This is a genomic window from Pectobacterium carotovorum (genome assembly GCF_033898505.1).
Classification (GTDB): Bacteria; Pseudomonadota; Gammaproteobacteria; order Enterobacterales; family Enterobacteriaceae; genus Pectobacterium; species Pectobacterium carotovorum_J.
Genome location: NZ_JAXAFK010000006.1, coordinates 197,346 through 217,553 on the forward strand (window position 1 = coordinate 197,346; position 20,208 = coordinate 217,553).

Sequence of the window (20,208 nt, forward strand, 5' to 3'; positions counted from 1 at the left end):
GGTGTAAAAAGCGACTTGTTGGCGTCTTCTTAATTTACATATCAATGGGTTTAGGAAAGCCACTTACTGGTCGCAGCAATCACGTCAGAGACCGGAATGGCGTCAAGGTAACGCTCCTGTGTATTAGTATCAATTTCCTCGGGCTTGGGGAGTGGGCGATAGTCGCCAGCCCATAACAATGTGTGTGGTGCCTGCCATGGATGCCACTGTTTCAGGTTGCTCGGGCCAAATAGCGCAACAGAAGGGGTTTGTCGTGCTGCCGCCATGTGCATAGGTGCAGAATCAACGCCAATAAATAACTGTGCTTTATCAATCAGTATCGCGAGTTGAGGTAATTCCAACTGTCCGGTCAGATTTACAATTTGTGTCGGGTTTGCCACGTTGTTGATAATCGTTGTCGCTATCTGCAGTTCTTCGGCTGATGTTCCGCCAGCCAGAACAACGCGTTTTCCCTGATTTGTCAGATGATCAATTAATGCTGCGAAAGAGAGCGCAGACCAGGTTTTGAACGCCCAGCGAGCGCCTGGGTGGATCAATACATAGTCAGATAAGCTGTGCTGTTCGAGCAATTGGCTGACATATTTTTCATCTTCCGGTCGCCAGGACATCTTCACTGAGGTGTTCGTCTCAGGAAGTTCCAGGGGCGAGAGGATGGAAAGATTGTTTAAAACAGTGTGTTGCTCGTTGTACTGCGTCGTTTCAACCAACATATTATGGCAAGACTTCCATAAGAGGTTGTCCCTCTTTGGCCAACTGAAGCCAATGCTAATCGCAGAAGTGAGGAATTTACAGTAAAGCGCAGCACGCCATTGATCGGAAAGATTGATGATGAGGTCGTATTGTTGTGCTTTCAGCGCTTTCCAAAGCGTATTTTCTCCATGCCATTGTGCACGGATGCCTTCATGTTTGAGATTTCTGTCAACGGTGAAACAGGTGTGAATATCTGGATTACCGGAGAGCATGACCTCTGTACCGCTATAAACCAGTACATCAATCTGGGCGCTCTCGTAATGCTGTTTCAGCGTCCCTAATAACGGGGTGGTCAACAAGACGTCACCGAAATGCCGTAGTTTGATAACGAGAATTCGCTTAACGCGTTCTCTGGCTAGCCGTTTTTCTTTCGAATGCATATGCATTACCAAAACTCGTCGGTTATATAAGAGATTGTAATTGTTGAAAGATTGCTTGGGGTGAAATTGTATTCATGGAATTGTCACCAGACATTTCCACCACCTGATTCATTCCGTAGCCGCCAATCAACCCTGGGTCGGTTGGCCCGTATAAGGTGATGTTGGGACGATCCAGCGCTGCCGTCAGGTGGCTAAGCCCGGTATCGACGGAAACAACGGCTTTGGCGCCTGCTAATACCTCGGCGACCTGTTGCAGCGTGAGGCGCGGTAAGACCTCAACGTGGGAGAATTCTTCCGCCAGCCGTAATGCGCGCTGGTGCTCATGTTCCGCTCCCCAGGGGAGTTTGATGCGTAGTCCGCTCGGTGCCAATAGGGCAATCAGTTCACGCCAGTGCGCTTCCGGCCAGTGTTTTTCATCGCGCGTTGTGGCGTGGAGAAACACCAGATAGCAGTTGGCGTCTGCGGGCGGCTGGGAGAGGAAACGCGAGGCAATCGCATAATCGCCGCGCTCGGCGGGTTTCCGGTAGCCCAGACTGGCGGCAAACAGCTCTCGTACGCGCTCGACGGCATGCTGCTGACGGCTTATCGGGTGGCGATAGTTATAAAACCAGCTTGCCAGCGGCTCACGCGCGCTCTTGCAATCCAGTCCGTGTTTCTTTCCGTTAGCGAGTCGCGTCACCAGCAGCGCGCTTTTAATCAGCCCTTGCGCATCAATGACGGCATCATAGCGGTGCTGGCGTAGTTGGCGTTTAAATTCTGCACGTTCCTGACGTATCGGGGCGCTGAACCAGCTTTTGCGCCAGCGGCGTATCGCCACTGGAATCACGCGGGAAACCGCCGGGTGCCAGCTGGGAATCTGCGCGAAACCTTCTTCAACCACCCAGTCGAATTGAATACCGGGAATCACCTGCATGGCATCGGTCAAGGCTGGCAACGTATGCAGCACATCACCCATCGACGATGTTTTCACGATCAGCACTCTCATGCGTCAGCTCCCGGCACCCGGTTTTCTTCTGGAACGAGACTTTCTCTTGGAGTGAGACTGTCTTTTGTAACGATATAGTTATCCAGTGCGCTGATCACGCGTTCGGGCTGAATGTCGATCAAACTCTGGTGATAACCCTGTTCGGCATCCCCTTTGCGTACCCGGTGATAGCCTGTGATCAGCCGAATCACCTCGGCCTGATGGGACAGCGGCGGGGTAAAATCGGGGCTGCTCGGGCCATAAAGCGCGACAAGCGGACGATGAAGCGCTGCGGCAACGTGCATGAGCCCGGAGTCGTTGCTGACGACGGCGTGACAGGCGGCGATCAGCACCACCGCCTGTTCCAGCGAGGTTTTCCCCGCCAGATTGGCGCAATGCTGTCGAGCGTCTTCCGTCAACCCCTGAAGGATATCGTCACAGGCTGAACGGTCATTGGCGGAACCGAATAGCGCGATCTGGTAGCCGCGTTCAATCAGCGTTTGCGCCAGCGCAGCATAGTGATAATGCGGCCACCGTTTAGCGGGGCCGAATTCTGCCCCGGGGCAAAAGCCGATGATGGGGCGTGTATCGCTGAGATCGAAGGCCTGCATCATGTCCGCAATTTCGGCCTGATTGACCTGCAACTGTGGCCACAGTAACGGCTGCGGCAGATCCTCGGCACGACGAATACGGCTACGATCGTAGGCTAATGCGGCGTAACGCTGAACCATCAGCGGAAATGCGGCCTTATCCAGCACGCGTAAGTCGTTCAGCAGCCCGTAACGCATTTCGCCGCGCCAGCCTGTACGCTGCGGAATGTTGGCAAAGAACGGGACCAGCGCGGATTTAAAGGAGTTGGGCAGCACGTAAGCGCGATCGTAGCCTGCATCGCGCAGCGATACGCCAAGACGGCGACGTTCGCCCAGTTCTAGGGCGCCGTGACCGAGCGGCATGGCTAACGCCTGATTGACTTCCGGCATACGTGCCAGCAGCGGACGGCACCAGGCTGGTGCCATCACGTCAATAACCGCTTCCGGGTGTTCAGCCTTCAGGGTGCGATAAAGGCTGTGCGACATCATCATATCGCCGACCCAGGAAGGGCCGATGACCAAAATTTTCATACCGCTTATGAATCCTTATTTGGTTAAACGGTACGGTTCAGCCAGGCCATATATTCCGCTACGCCTTCGGCGACGGTTTTGAACGGCTTGTCATAACCTGCTGCACGCAAGTTGGTGAGGTCAGCCTGGGTGTAAGCCTGATAGCGGCCTTTCAGCTTCTCGGGGAACTCAATGTATTCCACGCTGCCTTTTTTGTGAAAAGCAAGCGTCGCGTCGGCGACAGCCTGGAAGGATTCGGCGCGGCCGGTACCGCAGTTGAAGATGCCGGAAACACCGTTTTGCCAGAACCACAGGTTGACGGCGGCGACATCACCGACGTAGATGAAGTCACGTTGGAAGTTCTCGCTACCGGAAAACAGCTTCGGATTTTCACCCTGATTAATCTGGTTATTCAGGTGGAATGCGACACTTGCCATGCTGCCTTTGTGGCCTTCGCGCGGTCCGTAGACGTTGAAATAGCGGAAGCCGCAGATCTGCGATTCTGCTTCAGGGAGAATTTCGCGCACGTACTGATCGAACAGGAATTTGGAGTAGCCATAGACGTTCAGCGGCTGCTCGTACTGACGTTCTTCGATAAAGTTATCGTTGCGACCACCGTAGGTCGCGGCAGAAGAGGCATACAGGAACGGAATGTTGCGATCGAGGCAATAGTGCAGCACGTCTTTAGAATACTGATAGTTGTTATCCATCATGTACTTGCCATCCCACTCGGTGGTGGAAGAGCAGGCACCTTCATGGAATACGGCATCGATATCGCCCAGATCGTCGCCTGCAACGATGCTGGCGATGAAGTCTTCCTTATCCATGTAATCTGCGATGTCCAGATCGACCAGATTGACGAATTTGGTGCCGTCTTTCAGGTTATCGACAACCAGGATGTCCCGATAGCCGATGTCATTCAGAGATTTTACGATATTGCTGCCGATAAAACCGGCACCGCCAGTAACGATAATCATGGGCGCGACCTTTGTTAATCTTGCTGGTGAGGCACCGCGCCCCACACTGTTTATGACCGCTATAATAGCATTTCATTTTACCGCAAGCAGCCAGAGCTTAATTTATCCCGTGTTGCCCCAACTTTTTTAAGATGATTCAGGCCGTGACGAAGCCAGCATTTTCAGACTGTTTACCCCGCATTTCTGCCCACATCCGCTAGCTTAAAAACCATAAAGCGATCTTTTTATGGGAGAGTAACGCTATGCCTGCCGCGTTTTATCAACAACTTACTACACAAATTATGGCAGCACGCACCGAAGGGGTGTTTAAAGAGGAGCGCATTATTACCTCTGCGCAGCAGGCTGAAATCGAGGTGATGGACAGCAACCGCCTGCTCAACTTCTGTGCCAATAATTATCTTGGTCTGGCAGATAGCCCAGAGCTGATTGCCGCTGCCAAAGCTGGATTAGACAGCCACGGTTTTGGCATGGCATCGGTGCGCTTTATCTGCGGCACGCAGGATATCCACAAGCAGCTGGAGCGTAAGCTGGCGGATTTTCTGGGAATGGATGACGCGATTCTCTATTCCTCCTGTTTTGATGCCAACGGCGGGCTATTTGAAACGCTGATGGAAGCGGAGGATGCGATTATTTCCGATGCGCTCAATCATGCCTCAATCATCGACGGTATTCGGCTATCGAAGGCGCGACGCTACCGCTATGCCAATAACGATATGAGTCAGTTGGAAGCGCAACTGCAACTGGCCAGAGCGGAAGGGGCAAGACACATCATGATCGCCACCGACGGCGTGTTCTCGATGGATGGCGTGATTGCCGATTTGCAGGGAATTTGCGATCTGGCGGATCGTTATGATGCGCTAGTGATGGTTGATGATTCCCATGCGGTGGGGTTTGTGGGCGAACAAGGGCGCGGAACGCATGAACACCGTGGGGTGATGGATCGCGTCGACATCATTACCGGGACGCTAGGCAAGGCGCTGGGGGGCGCGTCGGGGGGGTATACGGCGGGCAGACATGAGGTGATCGACTGGCTGCGCCAGCGCTCTCGACCCTATCTGTTTTCCAACTCGCTTGCGCCTGCGATTGTCACCGCATCGCTCAGCGTTCTCGATCTGCTGGAACAGAGTGGCGAACGGCGTGAACGTCTGTGGGCAAACGCTCGCCTGTTCCGTGAAAAGATGGCTGCCGCAGGGTTTACGTTGGCGGGAGCCGATCACGCCATTATTCCCGTGATGCTGGGCGAGGCGCAGCTGGCGCAGGATTTTGCGCAGGCGCTACAGCGGGAAGGTGTGTACGTCGCCGGCTTTTTCTATCCCGTAGTTCCCCTCGGTCAGGCGCGTATCCGCACTCAAATGTCGGCCGCCCATACGCCGCAGCAAATTCAATTCGCCGTCGAGGCTTTTACCCGCGTGGGCAAACGTCTGGGTGTAATCATCTGAGGAAACCGTCATGAAAGCATTGGCAAAACTGCGGCCGGAAGAGGGCATCTGGATGGTGGATTCCCCCACGCCGGGGCTCGGGCATAACGACATCATGATTAAAATCCGTAAAAGCGCGATTTGCGGAACGGATGTGCATATCTATAACTGGGACGAATGGTCGCAGAAGACCATTCCCGTTCCGATGGTTGTTGGGCATGAGTACGTTGGTGAAATTGTCGCTATCGGTCAGGAAGTTAACGGTTTTCATATTGGCGATCGGGTCTCCGGCGAAGGCCATATTACCTGCGGCTACTGCCGTAACTGCCGTGCCGGGCGACGTCATTTATGCCGCAATGCCATCGGCGTCGGGGTCAATCGCCCCGGTTCGTTCGCGGAATATCTGGTGATTCCTGCCTACAACGCGTTTCGCATTCCCGACAATATTTCTGACGAACTGGCTGCCATTTTCGATCCCTTCGGCAACGCGGTGCATACCGCGCTTTCCTTTGATTTAGTGGGGGAAGATGTCTTGATTGCCGGCGCAGGGCCGATAGGCATGATGGCGGCGGCGGTGTGCCGTCACGTTGGCGCAAGGAATGTCGTCATTACCGATGTCAATGCGTACCGACTGGAGCTGGCCAGTAAAATGGGGGCTACACGTGCCGTCAATGTGGCACAGGAAAATCTGGCTGACGTGATGATCGAGCTGGGCATGACCGAGGGGTTTGATATCGGCCTGGAGATGTCCGGTGCGCCAGCGGCCTTTCGCGCCATGCTGAAAGCGATGAATCACGGTGGACGCATCGCCATGCTGGGTATTCCGCACGAACCGATGTCGATTGACTGGGGAGAGGTGATTTTTAAAGGACTGTTTATCAAAGGTATCTACGGACGGGAAATGTTCGAAACCTGGTACAAAATGTCGGCGCTGATTCAGTCCGGGTTGGATTTATCTCCGATTATTACCCACCGCTTTCACATTGATGAGTTTCAGAAAGGCTTTGATGCCATGCGCTCGGGTCAGTCGGGCAAGGTTATTCTCAATTGGGATGAAATATAACCCTGCCGTGACGAATTCGTGCGATGGCAAAAGGGAAACGCACGCTCGGCGTTACGGCTGCGCGGGCGTTTCGGTCTCGGCTGGTGCCACCCAGGTCTGCCAGCGGTGCTTGATAAACATCACTGGGGCGCTTTCCTGAATGCCGCTGCTCACCAGCCTGAAGAACACATCGTTCTTCGCCGGTTCCGGCGGCTGCTTGACCCGACACTGCTGTATGCCACGGAACGGATTACGCGGTTTGGCTGGCTGCTGTGGCTGAGGCTCGTACTGCCGCGTCGGCTCATTCAGCAACTGGCTGGGGCGGACTAAGATAATATCGGCATCCAGCGTGGGTAGCATCTGCTGCAAGACGCGGATGGTTGACGGATGTGGATGCCCGATAGCGATGGCGGAACCGCTACGGCGGGCGATTTGTACTGCGCGAGTAAACTGCTTACGGATCTCGGCTTCGTTTTGCGAATCATCCAGGAAGACTTTGCGTTTGATGACTTTGACGCCCGTTCCTGCTGCCGCCTGACTCGATTGGCTGCTGCCAATGGTCATGCTATCAAGGAAATAGAGCTGGTAGGCGCTCAGCGCCTGCATGACTTTTTGCATGCCGGGCAGGCTGGCGGTCATCGCGCTGCCCATGTGGTTGTTCAACCCCACGGCGTAAGGCACGTTATTGACCGATTGGCGAATAATGCGCTGAATTTCGTCACTGCTCATGTCCGGGCGTAACGTGTCACGCTCCAGCGGCTGCTTGCTCATCGGGGCCATTGGCAGATGAATCAATACCTCTCGCCCTTGTTGGTGAGCTTTGGTTGCCATTTCACGGGCGTATGGCGCGTTGGGCAATACCGCGACGGAAATCGCCGTTGGCATTGCCAGAATCTGGTTCTCATTATGCGGGCGATAGCCGAAATCATCGATGACGATGGAAAGTTTTCCGGCTAGTGCCAAAGGAGACAGAGTGAGCAGACCCAATGCCAGTAACGGTGTTTTGGTTAAATATGACAAGACTATCTTCCCAGCCAAGGTTGTGGATTGACCGCCTGACCCTGACGACGGATTTCAAAATACAGCCCGGGCTGGCTCTGCCCGCCGCTGGTACCAACCAGCGCAATAGGTTGACCGGCTTTGACCTGAGCGCCAACGGAGACCAGCGCGCTCTGGTTATAGCCGTACAGGCTCATATCGCCTTTACCATGCTGCACAACAACGACCAGCCCGTAGCCCTGTAGCCAGTCGGCCATCAGTACAGTACCGTCGGCGATGGCTTTCACTTCCGTTCCTTCCGGCGCGGCAATCACCAGGCCTTTCCAGCGCAGTTCGCCCTGTAGCGGTTCGCCGAAACGGTGCTCGATACGGCCATTAACTGGCCAGATGGCTTGACCTGAAGGTCGCCCTAAACCGCCGGTGCGGGCCATGAGTGAGCGTTCACCTTCAGTGGGTTTGTAGCTGCTGCCGCTGCGTTTGGCCTGTTCTTCTTTGGCGCGAACTTTGGCGGCCTCACGCGCTTCCCGTTCGGCGCGGGCTTTCGCTTCTCGCTCGGCGCGAGCGATCTGGTCGCGCAATCGGGTTTCATTCTGGCGCAGCTCCGTCAACTGCTGCCGATCTTTTTCCAGCGAACTTTCCAGCGTCGACAGCGTTTTTTTCCGATCGGACTGCGCCTGCTCCAGCGTCTGCTGTTGCTGCTGTTGGTCACTCAGCAGCGTTTTTTGCTGCGTCTGTTTTTGTTCCAACTGACGTTTTTGGTCAGCCAGCTCCACGCGGGTTTGCTGCAACTCGTGGATGGATTTCTGGCGGGCTTCATTCAGGTAGCCGAAGTAGGCGAGGATGCGCTCGTTGCGCTGGCTTTCCTCTCCGCTCAGCATTAATTGCAGCGCGCTGTGCTGGCCTTGCCGGAAGGCGGCGTCAAGCTGGCGGGAGAGCAGCGTTTGTTGCTTATCCTGCTGAGATTGCAGTTTTGCGATAGAGGCGCTGAGGCCGGTTAATTCTTTATTTAGCGTGGACAGCGTATTGCGCGTTTCATGCAGTTGACGACTGGCCTGAGAGATCGACTGCTCCTGCTTTTTCAACTGCTGGACTAACGCACTGCGCTGCTTTTGCTGCTCTTGGACGCTTTTTTCTTTTGCGGCGATATCTTGTTGCAGAGTCTTGAGCTGCGCCTGATTATCTTCCGCCTGGCCGAGCGCGGGCAACAGCAAAACGCCAACGCAGAGTGCGCTGACGCAGCGGGTGAGTAGCCTTTGTAATGCGGATAAATGGCGATCGGCGCTACATGCCACTCGACTCTGTACAAATAACGCGTTTTTACTCATAGCGGTGAATTATTCCACGATGAACAGCGGCTTACCAGTTGTCTCTTGTCTGATTTCTATTTCCAGACGTGACAAGCATGGCACAAAGACGGGCATCTATGCGTATCAATAATGGATAAATGGAAAGCTCTGCGCATAAAATGGGGGAATGGCATTATTTGGTACGCCAGTTTCTGTGGCTGCTGTCTCTGGCTGGTGCCTGTGTGGGCCTGCGTCGGGATAGCGTCAAACCTCTATCCTGGAATTTTTTGGGTATCGCGCCGCAGATTCGATACGCTATGTTGGCTTACTGGCTGTAATTGCCGTATCGCGCAGGTATACTCAGGAACCTTATATTTTTGTTGATTAACTGATCCGGGAGTCGTTACACCCCATGCAAGAGATTATGCCATTCATTAGCAAGCACCCTATTTTGAGCATTTCCTGGGTTGCACTGTTGGTTGCGGTTATTGTGCTTACTGTGAAGAGTAAACTGTCGAACGTGAAAGACGTGGTTCGCGGTGAAGCGATCCGCCTGATTAATAAAGAAGATGCTGTCATCGTTGATATCCGTAACCGTGACGACTATCGCCGTGGCCATATTGCCAACGCATTTAACCTGTTGCCGAACGACATTAAGAACGGCAGTGTAGGTGAACTTGAAAAACATAAGTCGCAACCGATTATCGTGGTATGCGCCAACGGCCTCTCTTCACGCGAAGCGGCCGAGAATTTGTTCAAAGCGGGTTTTGAGCGTGTGCAGGTGCTGAAAGACGGCCTGGCTGGCTGGAGTGGTGAGAATCTGCCTTTAGTCCGCGGCAAGTAAAACGGTTTGTGGTAAAACTATCCTCGTCGTGCCGTGTGTGATAAGTCATAGTGTTGTGGTAAGTCATAGTGCGATAAGTCATACGCAGCAAAAATGGCAACGATTTGGCAGGATAACCGACAGGCTGATTGCAGTACGATAATGACAGAACTGTGCTGACGTCCGCCTACTTATGACGACGGAAGACGTCAAGAAAATCTAACAAAAGGGTATTACTTAACATGTCTGAACAAAACAACACAGAAATGGCTTTCCAAATCCAGCGCATCTACACCAAAGATATCTCTTTTGAAGCGCCGAATGCGCCTCAGGTGTTCCAGCAGGAATGGCAGCCCGAAGTAAAACTGGATCTGGATACGGCTTCCAGCCAACTGGCTGATGACATCTATGAAGTTGTTCTGCGTGTGACCGTAACGGCTTCTCTGGGTGAAGAAACTGCGTTTCTGTGTGAAGTTCAGCAAGGTGGTATCTTTACCGTTGGCGGTATTGAAGGGACCCAACTGGCGCACTGCCTGGGCGCATACTGCCCGAACATTCTGTTCCCTTACGCGCGTGAGTGCATCACCAGTCTGGTTTCTCGCGGTACCTTCCCGCAGCTGAACCTGGCACCGGTTAACTTTGATGCGCTGTTCATGAACTACCTGCAGCAGCAGACCGAAGGTGAAGGCGCTGCGCAGCATCAGGATGCCTGATGAACGCGTCTGACGCTTCCATGACCGTCATCGGTGCTGGTTCGTACGGCACCGCACTGGCCATTACGCTGGCGCGTAATGGCCATCGAGTTGTGCTGTGGGGCCACAACCCTGCACACATTCAGGCGTTACAGGCCGCTCGCTGTAATCAGGCGTTTCTGCCGGATGTGCCTTTCCCCGATTCGCTACAGCTGGAAACCAATCTGGCGCAGGCGCTCGCTGCCAGCAGAAACGTGCTGGTTGTGGTGCCGAGCCATGTGTTTGGTGATGTTCTGCGTCAGTTGAAACCGCATTTGCGGGCCGACGCGCGTATCGTGTGGGCGACAAAAGGACTGGAAGCGGAAACGGGACGCCTGTTGCAGGATGTCGCCCGCGAAGCGTTGGGCGAAACCATTCCGCTTGCGGTGGTATCCGGCCCGACATTTGCCAAAGAATTAGCGGCCGGTATGCCGACGGCTATTGCTCTGGCATCAACGGACAGTGAATTTGCCGACGACCTACAGCGACTGCTGCATTGTGGAAAGAGTTTCCGTGTGTACAGCAACCCGGATTTTATCGGCGTGCAGCTGGGCGGGGCGGTGAAAAACGTCATCGCTATCGGTGCTGGAATGTCTGACGGCATTGGGTTTGGCGCTAATGCGCGTACCGCATTGATCACTCGCGGGCTGGCGGAAATGACCCGACTTGGCACGGCGCTGGGTGCAGATCCCTCGACCTTCATGGGGATGGCTGGGCTTGGCGATCTGGTGCTGACTTGTACTGATAATCAGTCCCGTAACCGGCGCTTCGGTATGATGCTGGGGCAGGGAATGGATGTACAGAGCGCGCAGGATAGCATTGGTCAGGTTGTTGAAGGGTATCGCAATACGAAAGAGGTGCTGGCGTTAGCGCAGCGCTACGGCGTTGAAATGCCGATTACCGAACAACTCTGGCAAGTTCTGTATTGTGGAAAAGACGCCCGAGAGGCGGCGCTGAGCCTATTGGGGCGCACGCGTAAAGACGAAACCGCCAAGTTATAAAACACGTCGTTCTATGCTGAACTGGGCTTCCTAATCTGGGAGGCTCATAGTATCTTCATTTTCTTGTATGCGAGCGGTGGTGCTATTAAGCCTGCCGTTTGAGAACAGATATACGTTGTGGTGTGTGGTATCTCGGAGAGTAAGGCAATGTCGACAGAAGAACTGGAACTGGTCTGGACCAATATCAAGGCAGAAGCGCGCAGTCTTGCAGACTGTGAACCGATGCTGGCCAGCTTTTTTCATGCCACGTTGCTGAAGCACGAGAATCTGGGTAGCGCACTGAGCTATATGCTGGCGAACAAGCTGGCAAATGCGATCATGCCCGCCATTGCCATTCGTGAAGTGGTGGAAGAAGCTTACCATGCCGATCCGCAGATGATCGTTTCTGCCGCGCGCGATATCCAGGCTGTCTGCCTGCGCGATCCAGCGGTGGATAAATATTCGACGCCGCTGCTCTACCTGAAAGGGTTTCATGCGTTGCAGGCGTATCGTATTGGCCACTGGCTTTGGTCGCAGGATCGTAAAGCGCTGGCGGTCTATTTCCAGAACCAGATCTCGGTTTCTTTCGGTGTCGATATCCACCCAGCGGCGAGAATCGGTTGCGGGATCATGCTCGATCATGCCACGGGTATTGTGATCGGCGAAACCGCCGTGGTTGAAAATGATGTCTCCATTCTGCAATCCGTGACGCTGGGCGGGACGGGTAAAACGAGCGGCGATCGTCACCCTAAAATTCGCGAAGGCGTGATGATTGGTGCTGGTGCGAAGATTCTGGGGAACATTGAGGTGGGATGTGGCGCGAAAATTGGCGCCGGTTCTGTCGTGCTGCAATCCGTTCCTCCACACACGACGGCGGCAGGTGTTCCAGCTCGTATCGTCGGTCGACCAGAAAGCGATAAACCTGCTATGGACATGGATCAGTATTTCAACGGCATCAATCGTGGCTTCGAATACGGCGATGGAATCTAACCTCGCTGTGTAGGCGATTCACCGTTCTGTTTATCTATCTCGAACGGTTCCCCATCAGAGCATAAACCACCGATAAATAAGGTGGTTTTTTGTTATTTCGGCTAAGAAACGTCTGAAATCAGCGCTGAATTCACTATCTATTTAGGTAAAGTTGCTCTTTATCCCCTCATAATAGGCTGTTTTAGTTTCCCGTTTATATAGGCAGATTGCGTAAACTGAACTATATATTTTGGTAACAACCAAGAATAGCTTTGCCTGGATTACCTTTGTTTGAATGGAATCGTGACGCTGTTACAGAGAACCTTATATGTACTTGAAGCGAATTTTAATCACGTTGAGTGTGGTTACACTACCCGTTGTGCCTTTTTTGAGCTATGCAGCAGAAAGCGTAAATAATGTAGGGACAAATAATACGAACAGCACGGTAAATCTTGCCCCTGTCGCGGTTGATTCCAATGGTTCGGCATCGGATAAGCAGAGTGAAAGCTGGTGGCAGAGAAGTAAAAATAACCTGTCTACGACTTGGAATTCACCGCAGAGCCACGACATTTATATCCCGGCAATTACCTGGCATAACCGCTGGACGTACGATAAAGAAAAGACGGATAGATATAATGAAAGGCCGTGGGGCGCGGGTTACGGTGTCTCCCGTTTGGATAAGGACGGGGATTGGCACGGGCTTTATATCATGGCTTTTAAAGATTCCTTTAATAAATGGGAACCTATCGGTGGCTATGGTTATGAAAAACGCTGGCGACCAACCAGCGATCAGGATTTTCAACTGGGGCTGGGTTTTACGGCTGGCGTAACGATGCGTGACAACTGGAACTATATTCCGATCCCTGTATTGCTGCCTCTGGCATCAATAAGTTATAACAAACTCTCTTTCCAGGCGACTTACATCCCTGGCACATATAATAACGGTAATGTTTTCTTTGCCTGGTTAAGATGGCAGATTTAGTGGTCTTTTCTTTTCATCAAGAATATTTTGATGTAAAGAAATGAATCCTAATACAGCCTGTTAACGATCCCGTATTACTGGGATCGTTACTGCTTCGAATGGTTATAGGTTAACGAAATCGTATTATTCTACAATTCTTTGCTAAGTATTTATATTTTCTAATACTATTTAGATTTTTATTATATGGCGTAGTTATTGAATTTTTTATTGATGAAACTATACTCAATCATTGGTTTGGGCTTGTTAAATTTTAGATGAAATTTATAGCATGCTATAATTTTTGTGATATTTATTAATCGTGGATGTATCTAATAGATATTTAAAATGTATTTTTAACGCATTCTCTTAACGAGTAAAAGTAATTTTTTTAGGTTTTATGGATTAACTGAGATAAAGGGATTTTATATGGCAAATAATATTTATCTAACGTTGACGGGAAATCAACAAGGGAAAATATCTGCTGAGTGTGGCACCATCGACTCGATTGGTAATAAGTATCAGATAAGGCATCAAGACCAAATTTTTGTTTTGCAATTCGATCATGCTATCAGTCGTAACCAAAATATTAATCATCAACCTATAACGTTCTGTAAACCCATTGATAAATCATCTCCGCTCTTGGGTAATGCTATAGCAAATAATGAAAAACTTGAGCTTTTGTTCGACTTTTACCGAACAGCGCAGACTGGAGTACAGGAGAAATATTATTCTGTTAAACTTATTGGAGCAGTTATAAGAAACATTGCCGTTTCCTATCCACACGCTTTAACCCATGCAGAGAATCAACCAGAAGAAATGATATCTGTTGCTTATCAAAGCATAGATTGGCAACACCACATTGCTGGAACTGGTGGCTATAGTCTATGGGAAGAAAAGGTGTATTAATATAAAAGGAACGATGGTGAAAGAAAATATTATCGTACGAAATAAATTTTGTGATATTTCTAAGGTTAGATTTAGAAAATGGGACGAAATTGATGTTCTTTTCTGGAAGTTTGGTAAAAGCAATCCTGAAAGAAAGAGTGGTGGGTATTATTTAAATGCATATAAAGACTCATATATTCAGTACAATAAAGAAAAAATAATAAAGTACTCCCATCAAGCTGGAATTCTTCCTGAGTTGCTCGGTGGTGTTGCTTGGATTGAGTCAGGTGGAATGCCAGAAGAATATAAATTTCAGGTTTTTGAGGTAAAACGGATTTTGAGATTAAAGTCATCCCCTGAAAATAAAACCTCTTTTGGTTCTGTTGCTATGCAAATTCAAGTTGCAGCCAGAAATTTAGGATTAAATCCGGACACTTTGACAACGCGAGATCAGCTTGAATTAGCTACTTGTTTGATGGAGGACGACTTTAACCTCTGGATTGTTGCCCAGCATCTAAGAGATATGATCCTCTATGATTATCCTGATGTAGCAGCGCTTTACTTGAATGATGAACAGTACATGATGGCAGGAGTTCGTTACAACCGGGGTATACAGAGAAAGCTGAGTGAGTTTATTCGTTTCATTGATGCTAAACCGGAACGTGGCTCTATTGAATTCGACTACATTTCTTATGGAATACGATTACTGCAAATTAGAAACCATATAAGAAAACTCCTGGGGCTTGATATCTGAATGAAAATCAGTAAGGAAAATATTGTAGATGTTATCTCTATGGTGGGATATTTGGCATTTGCCTATTTTTCACTGGAGTTATTTTCGATCAACAAATATGACTGGATGATAGAACCGGGAGATTCTGTCTGTAGTATTCTCCATCAGTCTTTCAGTAACCGTCTCTTACAGGCGGGTTTGGCGGCTCTATTTTTAATAACACCTCTATTTATTGCGCTAGCGCGTAATCTTTATATGAGAAACCGCTATAAAACAGTTTATTACATGGTTGGTATACTGTGTGTCACTTTATACGGTGGTTGGCTTTTTTTTGGGCGGTTTGCGCTATGTGAATGACGGATTTCGTCAAAATGATCTGATGTCATTGTAATTAATAACTATTAAAAAATTTTTAATACCTTTATGAATATCATGGGTAATAGCAATTTACTCTCAGAGGATAATGATATGAGCATCTGATGCTTTCAATTGTCCATTATTCACCCTGATGTAAACCATATTGACTGAAATTCATTCAGTCATCTCCGTTACAATGGCGAGACTTTTTCCTAAGCGGATGTTGTTGTGCCATTACTTACTATTACCACTATCTTGTGGGCATTTTCATTCAGCCTGATTGGCGAATATCTGGCAGGTCAGGTTGATAGCTGGTTTTCTGCGATGTTCCGCCTGACGGCGGCGGCAGTGGTGTTTTTGCCGTTCTTACGTCTGCGCGGCTACGCGCCACGCGTCATTTTCTTGTACCTGTTAGTTGGTGCTTGCCAACTAGGTATCATGTACCTGTTCGTCTTCCAGGCTTATCTGTACCTGACCGTACCTGAGTTTTTACTCTTTACGGTGATGACGCCGCTGTACGTCACGCTGATTTATGATTTGCTTGCCCGGCAGCGTTTGCGCTGGGGCTATGTCATGAGCGCTCTGCTGGCGGTATTCGGCGCAGCCGTGATCCACTATCACGGTGTGAGTGAGCATTTCTGGTGGGGATTCCTGCTGGTACAGGCGGCTAACGTGTGTTTTGCTGCAGGTCAGGTTGGCTACAAGCGCCTGATGGAGCTCTATCCCGTACCGCAGCACTGTGCGTTTTCCTGGTTTTATCTGGGCGCGGCGATCGTGACGATAACCGCGTGGCTGCTCTTCGGCAATCTGGATAAATTACCCACCACAACCTTGCAGTGGGGCGTACTGCTCTGGTTGGGGGTGGGTGCTTCCGGCCTGGGTTATTTTATGTGGAACTACGGTGCAACTCAGGTGGATGCCGGAACGCTCAGCATAATGAATAACTTCCACGTGCCAGCGGGGCTCCTGGTCAACTTCGCTATCTGGCATAAAACGCCAGACTGGCTGAGCTTTATCGTGGGGACGATAATTATCACGTCCTCACTGTGGGTACACCAGCGCTGGGTCGTGAAGCGTCCTTCACAAACGGTAAGTGCTCACAAGCGTGCTGACGCGCCGAACGAATAAACGCATCAATCACCGGTTGACGCTGCTCTCCGTCACGCACGGCGGCGTACAACCGGCTCCAAAGCCCATCACCCAGCGATTTGGTTACAATCAGCCCCTGGCGCTCGAAGCTTTCCACCACCCAGTGCGGTAGCGCGGCGATGCCCATGCGAGCGGCAACCATCTGAATCAACAGCAGTGTATTGTCCACGCTTTTCAGCGTAGGGCTGACGCCTGCCGGCTGCAAAAAGTGACGCCAGACATCCAGCCGTTGCCGCTGTACCGGATAGATCATTAGGGTCTCGGCGGTGAAATCCTCCGGTTCGATTTTCTCCTTTTTGGCCAGCGGATGCTCGGGAGCCAGCACCAATCTGACTTCAAAATCAAACAGAGGCGAATAGTGCAGGCCACTGCGCGGCATGATGTCGGAAGTCATGACCAGATCTAGCTCGCCTTGCTGGAGCGCTGGCTGAGGATCGAACGTCACGCCCGATTTAAAGTCCATCACTACCTGCGGCCAGTGCTGATGGAACTCGTCTAGCGCAGGCGTCAGCCACTGAATACAGCTATGGCACTCAATGGCCAAACGCAGCATGGTTTGGTGCGGCTCATGGCAGGCCTGCAACGCCTGCTGGATTTGCGGTAACACCTGCTCTGCCAACTGCAACAGAATTTCTCCCTGAGGCGTAAAGCGCAACGGCTGGCTTTTACGCACGAATAGCCTGAACCCAAGGCGCTGTTCCAGATCGCTGAACTGGTGGGATAACGCCGATTGAGTTTGGTGAAGTGCAGCGGCAGCGGCGGCTAACGATCCGGTATTGCGCAGTGCTTGCAGCGTTCGCAGGTGTTTAAATTCGATCATGAGAGTCCTTCACAGTGACAGTGAATAAATTGCGCTTGTGGTTACTACACTACCTGCGGATTATGGATGTGTAAACATCTGGACGGCTAAATGAGGAATTAACGATGGCGATTGTGAATCACACACTGGGTTTTCCGCGCGTTGGATTACGCCGTGAACTAAAAAAAGCGCAGGAAAGCTACTGGGCAGGTAACGCGACACAGGAAGAGTTGCTGACCGTTGGACGTGAGCTGCGTGCGCGTCATTGGCAACAACAGAAGGATGCTGGCGTTGATCTGCTGCCAGTGGGTGATTTCGCCTGGTACGACCATGTACTGACCACCAGTCTGCTGCTGGGTAATGTACCTGCACGTCATCAGAATGAAGACGGCTCGGTCGATCTGGACACGCTGTTCCGTATTGGCCGTGGACGTGCGCCAACCGGTCAGCCTGCCGCGGCGGCTGAAATGACCAAGTGGTTCAACACTAACTATCACTACATGGTGCCAGAGTTCACTAAAGGGCAGCAGTTCAAGCTGACCTGGACACAGCTGCTGGATGAAGTTGATGAAGCTCTGGCACTGGGCCATAACGTGAAGCCTGTTCTGTTAGGTCCGGTTACCTATCTGTGGCTGGGTAAAGTGAAAGGTGAGCAGTTTGACCGTCTGTCGCTGCTGCAGGATATTTTGCCAGTTTATCAGCAGGTGCTGGCTGAACTGGCGAAACGCGGTATCGAGTGGGTGCAGATCGATGAACCTGCGCTGGCGCTGGAACTGCCGCAAGCGTGGCTGGCCGCGTTTAAACCGGCTTACGATGCGTTGCAGGGGCAGGTGAAACTGCTGCTGACGACCTATTTCGATAGCGTTAGCCAGAATCTGGAAACGATCAAAGCGCTGCCAGTTCAGGGGCTGCATATCGATCTGGTTCACGGTAAGGATGACGCCGCGACGCTGAGTGGCCAACTGCCTGCTAACTGGGTACTGTCTCTGGGTGTGATTAACGGCCGTAACGTATGGCGCGCCGATCTGAGCAGCTGGTTCGAGCGTCTGCAACCGCTGGTGGGAACGCGCGATCTGTGGCTGGGCAGCTCATGCTCGCTGCTGCATAGCCCTATCGATCTGAGCGTGGAAGTGCGTCTGGATGATGAAGTGAAGAGCTGGTTTGCCTTTGCGATTCAGAAATGTGCGGAGCTGTCACTGTTGTCTCAGGCTCTGAACAGCGGCAACGGGCAGGCACTGGAAGCCTACAGTGCGCCGATTCGCGACCGTCGTACCTCAACGCGTGTGAATAACGCCGCCGTTGCGCAGCGTCTGGCAGCCATTACCGCACAGGACAGCCAGCGTCAGAATGTGTATTCGGTGCGTGCGGATGCTCAGCGCGAGCGTTTTAATCTGCCAGCATGGCCGACGACCACGATCGGTTCTTTCCCGCAGACCACTGAAATTCGCGGCCTGCGTCTGGATTTCAAACAGGGTCGTCTGGATAGCAATAACTACCGCACCGGCATTGCCGAGCACATTAAGCAAGCTGTGGTTGAGCAAGAGCGTCTGGGTCTGGATGTGCTGGTGCATGGTGAAGCTGAGCGTAACGACATGGTGGAGTACTTCGGTGAGCATCTGGATGGGTTTATCTTTACCCAGAATGGCTGGGTGCAGAGCTACGGTTCTCGCTGTGTGAAGCCGCCTGTCATCATTGGTGATGTGAGCCGCCCAGAAGCGATCACCGTTGAGTGGGCGAAATACGCGCAGTCCCTGACCGACAAGCCGATGAAAGGCATGCTGACCGGTCCGGTGACCATCCTGTGCTGGTCGTTCCCGCGTGAAGACGTCACGCGTGAAACCATCGCTAAGCAGATTGCACTGGCACTGCGTGATGAAGTCGCAGATTTGGAAGCCGCAGGTATTGGCATCATCCAGATTGACGAACCGGCGCTGCGTGAAGGCCTGCCGCTGCACCGCTCGGACTGGGACGCTTATCTGACCTGGGCAGTGGATGCCTTCCGCCTGAATGCCGCCGTGGCGAAAGATGACACGCAGATCCATACCCATATGTGTTATTGCGAGTTCAACGACATCATGGATTCTATCGCCGCGCTGGATGCAGACGTGATTACGATTGAAACCTCTCGTTCCGATATGGAATTGCTGGAGTCGTTTGAAGAATTCGAATACCCGAACGAAATCGGTCCCGGTGTTTATGATATCCACTCCCCGAACGTACCGAGCGTGGAATGGATGGAAGACCTGCTGAAGAAAGCGGCGCAGCGTATTCCCGCTGAACGCCTGTGGGTGAATCCGGATTGCGGTCTGAAAACTCGCGGCTGGCCGGAAACGCGTCAGGCTCTGGCGAATATGGTTCAGGCAGCACAGCGTCTGCGTGAAACCCAGTAATAGTGAATGGCTGATGAAACCAGAGAGGCTATAGCCTCTCTGGTTTTTTATATCTGACGAACAGATAAAATACGTACTATTTTTCGTCGCGTCTCGACTGTTTATTATTTCTTCCCTGCAAGTTTTCTCCTTTCCCGAAAATTAACTATATTGTCTTTCCTTTAATAAAATTGCCGCACTATACCGCTTATTTTTCTGCATCAACTGGTCGGTTATTTGCCGAAAATGAATATTCATCCGCCATCGATATATCTATTCCGCAAAGGATTTAAACGACACCGTCATAAAGCTCAGAAGTCTTGTGCCGATAAGGTAAACGGCATAGAGGCAGCTCAGGGCGTACGAATAGAGTGAGGTTGTTTGTATTTTCTAACGTTTTTCTGATGTTGAAAGTGCACCTGCAATTACTCTCTTATGGGTATATTTAATATGCCTATAAAGCATATTTATTTTTCCCGAAAACGATTATTTCCCCCACTCTGCGAGGTTATTAGACGATAACCGTGCGCAGTAGT

General features: G+C 51.4%; 20 protein-coding genes. 13 read left to right on the forward strand and 7 right to left on the reverse strand.

The genetic code is table 11. The features are described 5' to 3' along the window. Nucleotides 1–50: 50 nt before the first annotated feature. From rfaQ to rfaD, 4 genes are read right to left on the reverse strand one after another with little or no spacing between them, the layout of a single operon-like run. Entirely contained in the window at nucleotides 51–1,136 is a 1,086-nt protein-coding gene (gene rfaQ / locus R9X49_RS20625) for a putative lipopolysaccharide heptosyltransferase III (protein WP_319850147.1), read from the reverse strand. Between the two features lie 16 nt (nucleotides 1,137–1,152). Beyond that, complete coding sequence (rfaC, locus tag R9X49_RS20630; protein WP_319850148.1) at nucleotides 1,153–2,115, reverse strand: lipopolysaccharide heptosyltransferase RfaC; 963 nt, start codon at nucleotides 2,113–2,115, stop codon at nucleotides 1,153–1,155. After that, the gene (rfaF, locus tag R9X49_RS20635; protein WP_319850149.1) at nucleotides 2,112–3,215 is read right to left on the reverse strand and encodes an ADP-heptose--LPS heptosyltransferase RfaF; all 1,104 of its coding nucleotides are present in this window, start codon (nucleotides 3,213–3,215) and stop codon (nucleotides 2,112–2,114) included. The genes rfaC and rfaF overlap by 4 nt, the downstream gene beginning before the upstream one ends. Nucleotides 3,216–3,238: 23 nt before the next feature. Beyond that, a complete protein-coding gene (gene rfaD, locus R9X49_RS20640) occupies nucleotides 3,239–4,171 on the reverse strand; it encodes an ADP-glyceromanno-heptose 6-epimerase (RefSeq protein ID WP_225086193.1) in 933 nt (310 codons plus the stop codon). A gap of 242 nt (nucleotides 4,172–4,413) precedes the next feature. On the opposite strand from rfaD, the gene R9X49_RS20645 reads away from it, so the two are divergent. Together R9X49_RS20645 and tdh are read left to right on the forward strand one after the other, a co-directional pair. After that, on the forward strand, nucleotides 4,414–5,610 hold the full coding sequence (locus tag R9X49_RS20645) for a glycine C-acetyltransferase (protein ID WP_319850151.1): 1,197 nt from the start codon (nucleotides 4,414–4,416) through the stop codon (nucleotides 5,608–5,610). Nucleotides 5,611–5,620: 10 nt separating this feature from the next. Continuing rightward, nucleotides 5,621–6,652, forward strand: a complete 1,032-nt coding sequence (gene tdh, locus R9X49_RS20650) for an L-threonine 3-dehydrogenase (protein ID WP_319850152.1) — start codon at nucleotides 5,621–5,623, stop codon at nucleotides 6,650–6,652. A 51-nt stretch (nucleotides 6,653–6,703) separates the two neighbouring features. On the opposite strand, the gene R9X49_RS20655 is transcribed toward tdh, so the two are convergent. Together R9X49_RS20655 and envC are read right to left on the reverse strand one after the other, a co-directional pair. Beyond that, nucleotides 6,704–7,651 (reverse strand): divergent polysaccharide deacetylase family protein, encoded by a 948-nt coding sequence (locus R9X49_RS20655; RefSeq protein ID WP_319850153.1) that lies wholly within the window; start codon nucleotides 7,649–7,651, stop codon nucleotides 6,704–6,706. A 2-nt stretch (nucleotides 7,652–7,653) separates the two neighbouring features. Then, nucleotides 7,654–8,955 carry a murein hydrolase activator EnvC gene (envC, locus tag R9X49_RS20660; protein ID WP_319850154.1) on the reverse strand — a complete coding sequence of 434 codons (1,302 nt, stop codon included), beginning with the start codon at nucleotides 8,953–8,955 and terminating at the stop codon, nucleotides 7,654–7,656. Nucleotides 8,956–9,074: 119 nt separating this feature from the next. Between envC and R9X49_RS20665 the strand changes: the two genes are divergently transcribed. The 10 genes from R9X49_RS20665 to R9X49_RS20710 all read left to right on the forward strand — a co-directional run bounded on the left by R9X49_RS20665 (nucleotide 9,075) and on the right by R9X49_RS20710 (nucleotide 16,483). After that, entirely contained in the window at nucleotides 9,075–9,254 is a 180-nt protein-coding gene (locus tag R9X49_RS20665) for a hypothetical protein (protein WP_319850155.1), read from the forward strand. Nucleotides 9,255–9,328: 74 nt separating this feature from the next. Beyond that, nucleotides 9,329–9,760: a rhodanese-like domain-containing protein gene (locus R9X49_RS20670; RefSeq protein WP_319850156.1), complete on the forward strand. Its 432-nt coding sequence runs from the start codon at nucleotides 9,329–9,331 to the stop codon at nucleotides 9,758–9,760. A 221-nt stretch (nucleotides 9,761–9,981) separates the two neighbouring features. After that, nucleotides 9,982–10,452: a protein-export chaperone SecB gene (secB, locus tag R9X49_RS20675; protein ID WP_014913761.1), complete on the forward strand. Its 471-nt coding sequence runs from the start codon at nucleotides 9,982–9,984 to the stop codon at nucleotides 10,450–10,452. Beyond that, complete coding sequence (gpsA, locus tag R9X49_RS20680) at nucleotides 10,452–11,471, forward strand: NAD(P)H-dependent glycerol-3-phosphate dehydrogenase (protein ID WP_319850157.1); 1,020 nt, start codon at nucleotides 10,452–10,454, stop codon at nucleotides 11,469–11,471. The genes secB and gpsA overlap by 1 nt, the downstream gene beginning before the upstream one ends. A 147-nt stretch (nucleotides 11,472–11,618) precedes the next feature. Beyond that, nucleotides 11,619–12,440 (forward strand): serine O-acetyltransferase, encoded by an 822-nt coding sequence (cysE, locus tag R9X49_RS20685; protein ID WP_271875080.1) that lies wholly within the window; start codon nucleotides 11,619–11,621, stop codon nucleotides 12,438–12,440. A 307-nt stretch (nucleotides 12,441–12,747) separates the two neighbouring features. Beyond that, nucleotides 12,748–13,401 carry a lipid IV(A) palmitoyltransferase PagP gene (pagP, locus tag R9X49_RS20690; protein ID WP_413775905.1) on the forward strand — a complete coding sequence of 218 codons (654 nt, stop codon included), beginning with the start codon at nucleotides 12,748–12,750 and terminating at the stop codon, nucleotides 13,399–13,401. Between the two features lie 405 nt (nucleotides 13,402–13,806). Next, nucleotides 13,807–14,286 (forward strand): Hcp family type VI secretion system effector, encoded by a 480-nt coding sequence (locus R9X49_RS20695; RefSeq protein ID WP_319850158.1) that lies wholly within the window; start codon nucleotides 13,807–13,809, stop codon nucleotides 14,284–14,286. Nucleotides 14,287–14,302: 16 nt separating this feature from the next. Continuing rightward, complete coding sequence (locus R9X49_RS20700) at nucleotides 14,303–15,019, forward strand: hypothetical protein (RefSeq protein ID WP_319850159.1); 717 nt, start codon at nucleotides 14,303–14,305, stop codon at nucleotides 15,017–15,019. Then, nucleotides 15,020–15,355, forward strand: coding sequence for a DUF2645 family protein (locus R9X49_RS20705; RefSeq protein WP_319850160.1), 336 nt, complete (start codon nucleotides 15,020–15,022; stop codon nucleotides 15,353–15,355). A gap of 228 nt (nucleotides 15,356–15,583) precedes the next feature. Continuing rightward, a complete protein-coding gene (locus tag R9X49_RS20710; RefSeq protein WP_319850161.1) occupies nucleotides 15,584–16,483 on the forward strand; it encodes a carboxylate/amino acid/amine transporter in 900 nt (299 codons plus the stop codon). Here R9X49_RS20710 and metR read toward each other — a convergent pair. Continuing rightward, entirely contained in the window at nucleotides 16,389–17,324 is a 936-nt protein-coding gene (gene metR, locus R9X49_RS20715; RefSeq protein WP_319850162.1) for an HTH-type transcriptional regulator MetR, read from the reverse strand. The genes R9X49_RS20710 and metR overlap by 95 nt on opposite strands. Before the next feature lie 104 nt (nucleotides 17,325–17,428). Here metR and metE point away from each other — a divergent pair, with 104 nt between their 5' ends. Further along, complete coding sequence (gene metE, locus R9X49_RS20720) at nucleotides 17,429–19,693, forward strand: 5-methyltetrahydropteroyltriglutamate--homocysteine S-methyltransferase (RefSeq protein ID WP_319850163.1); 2,265 nt, start codon at nucleotides 17,429–17,431, stop codon at nucleotides 19,691–19,693. Nucleotides 19,694–20,208: the final 515 nt, after the last annotated feature.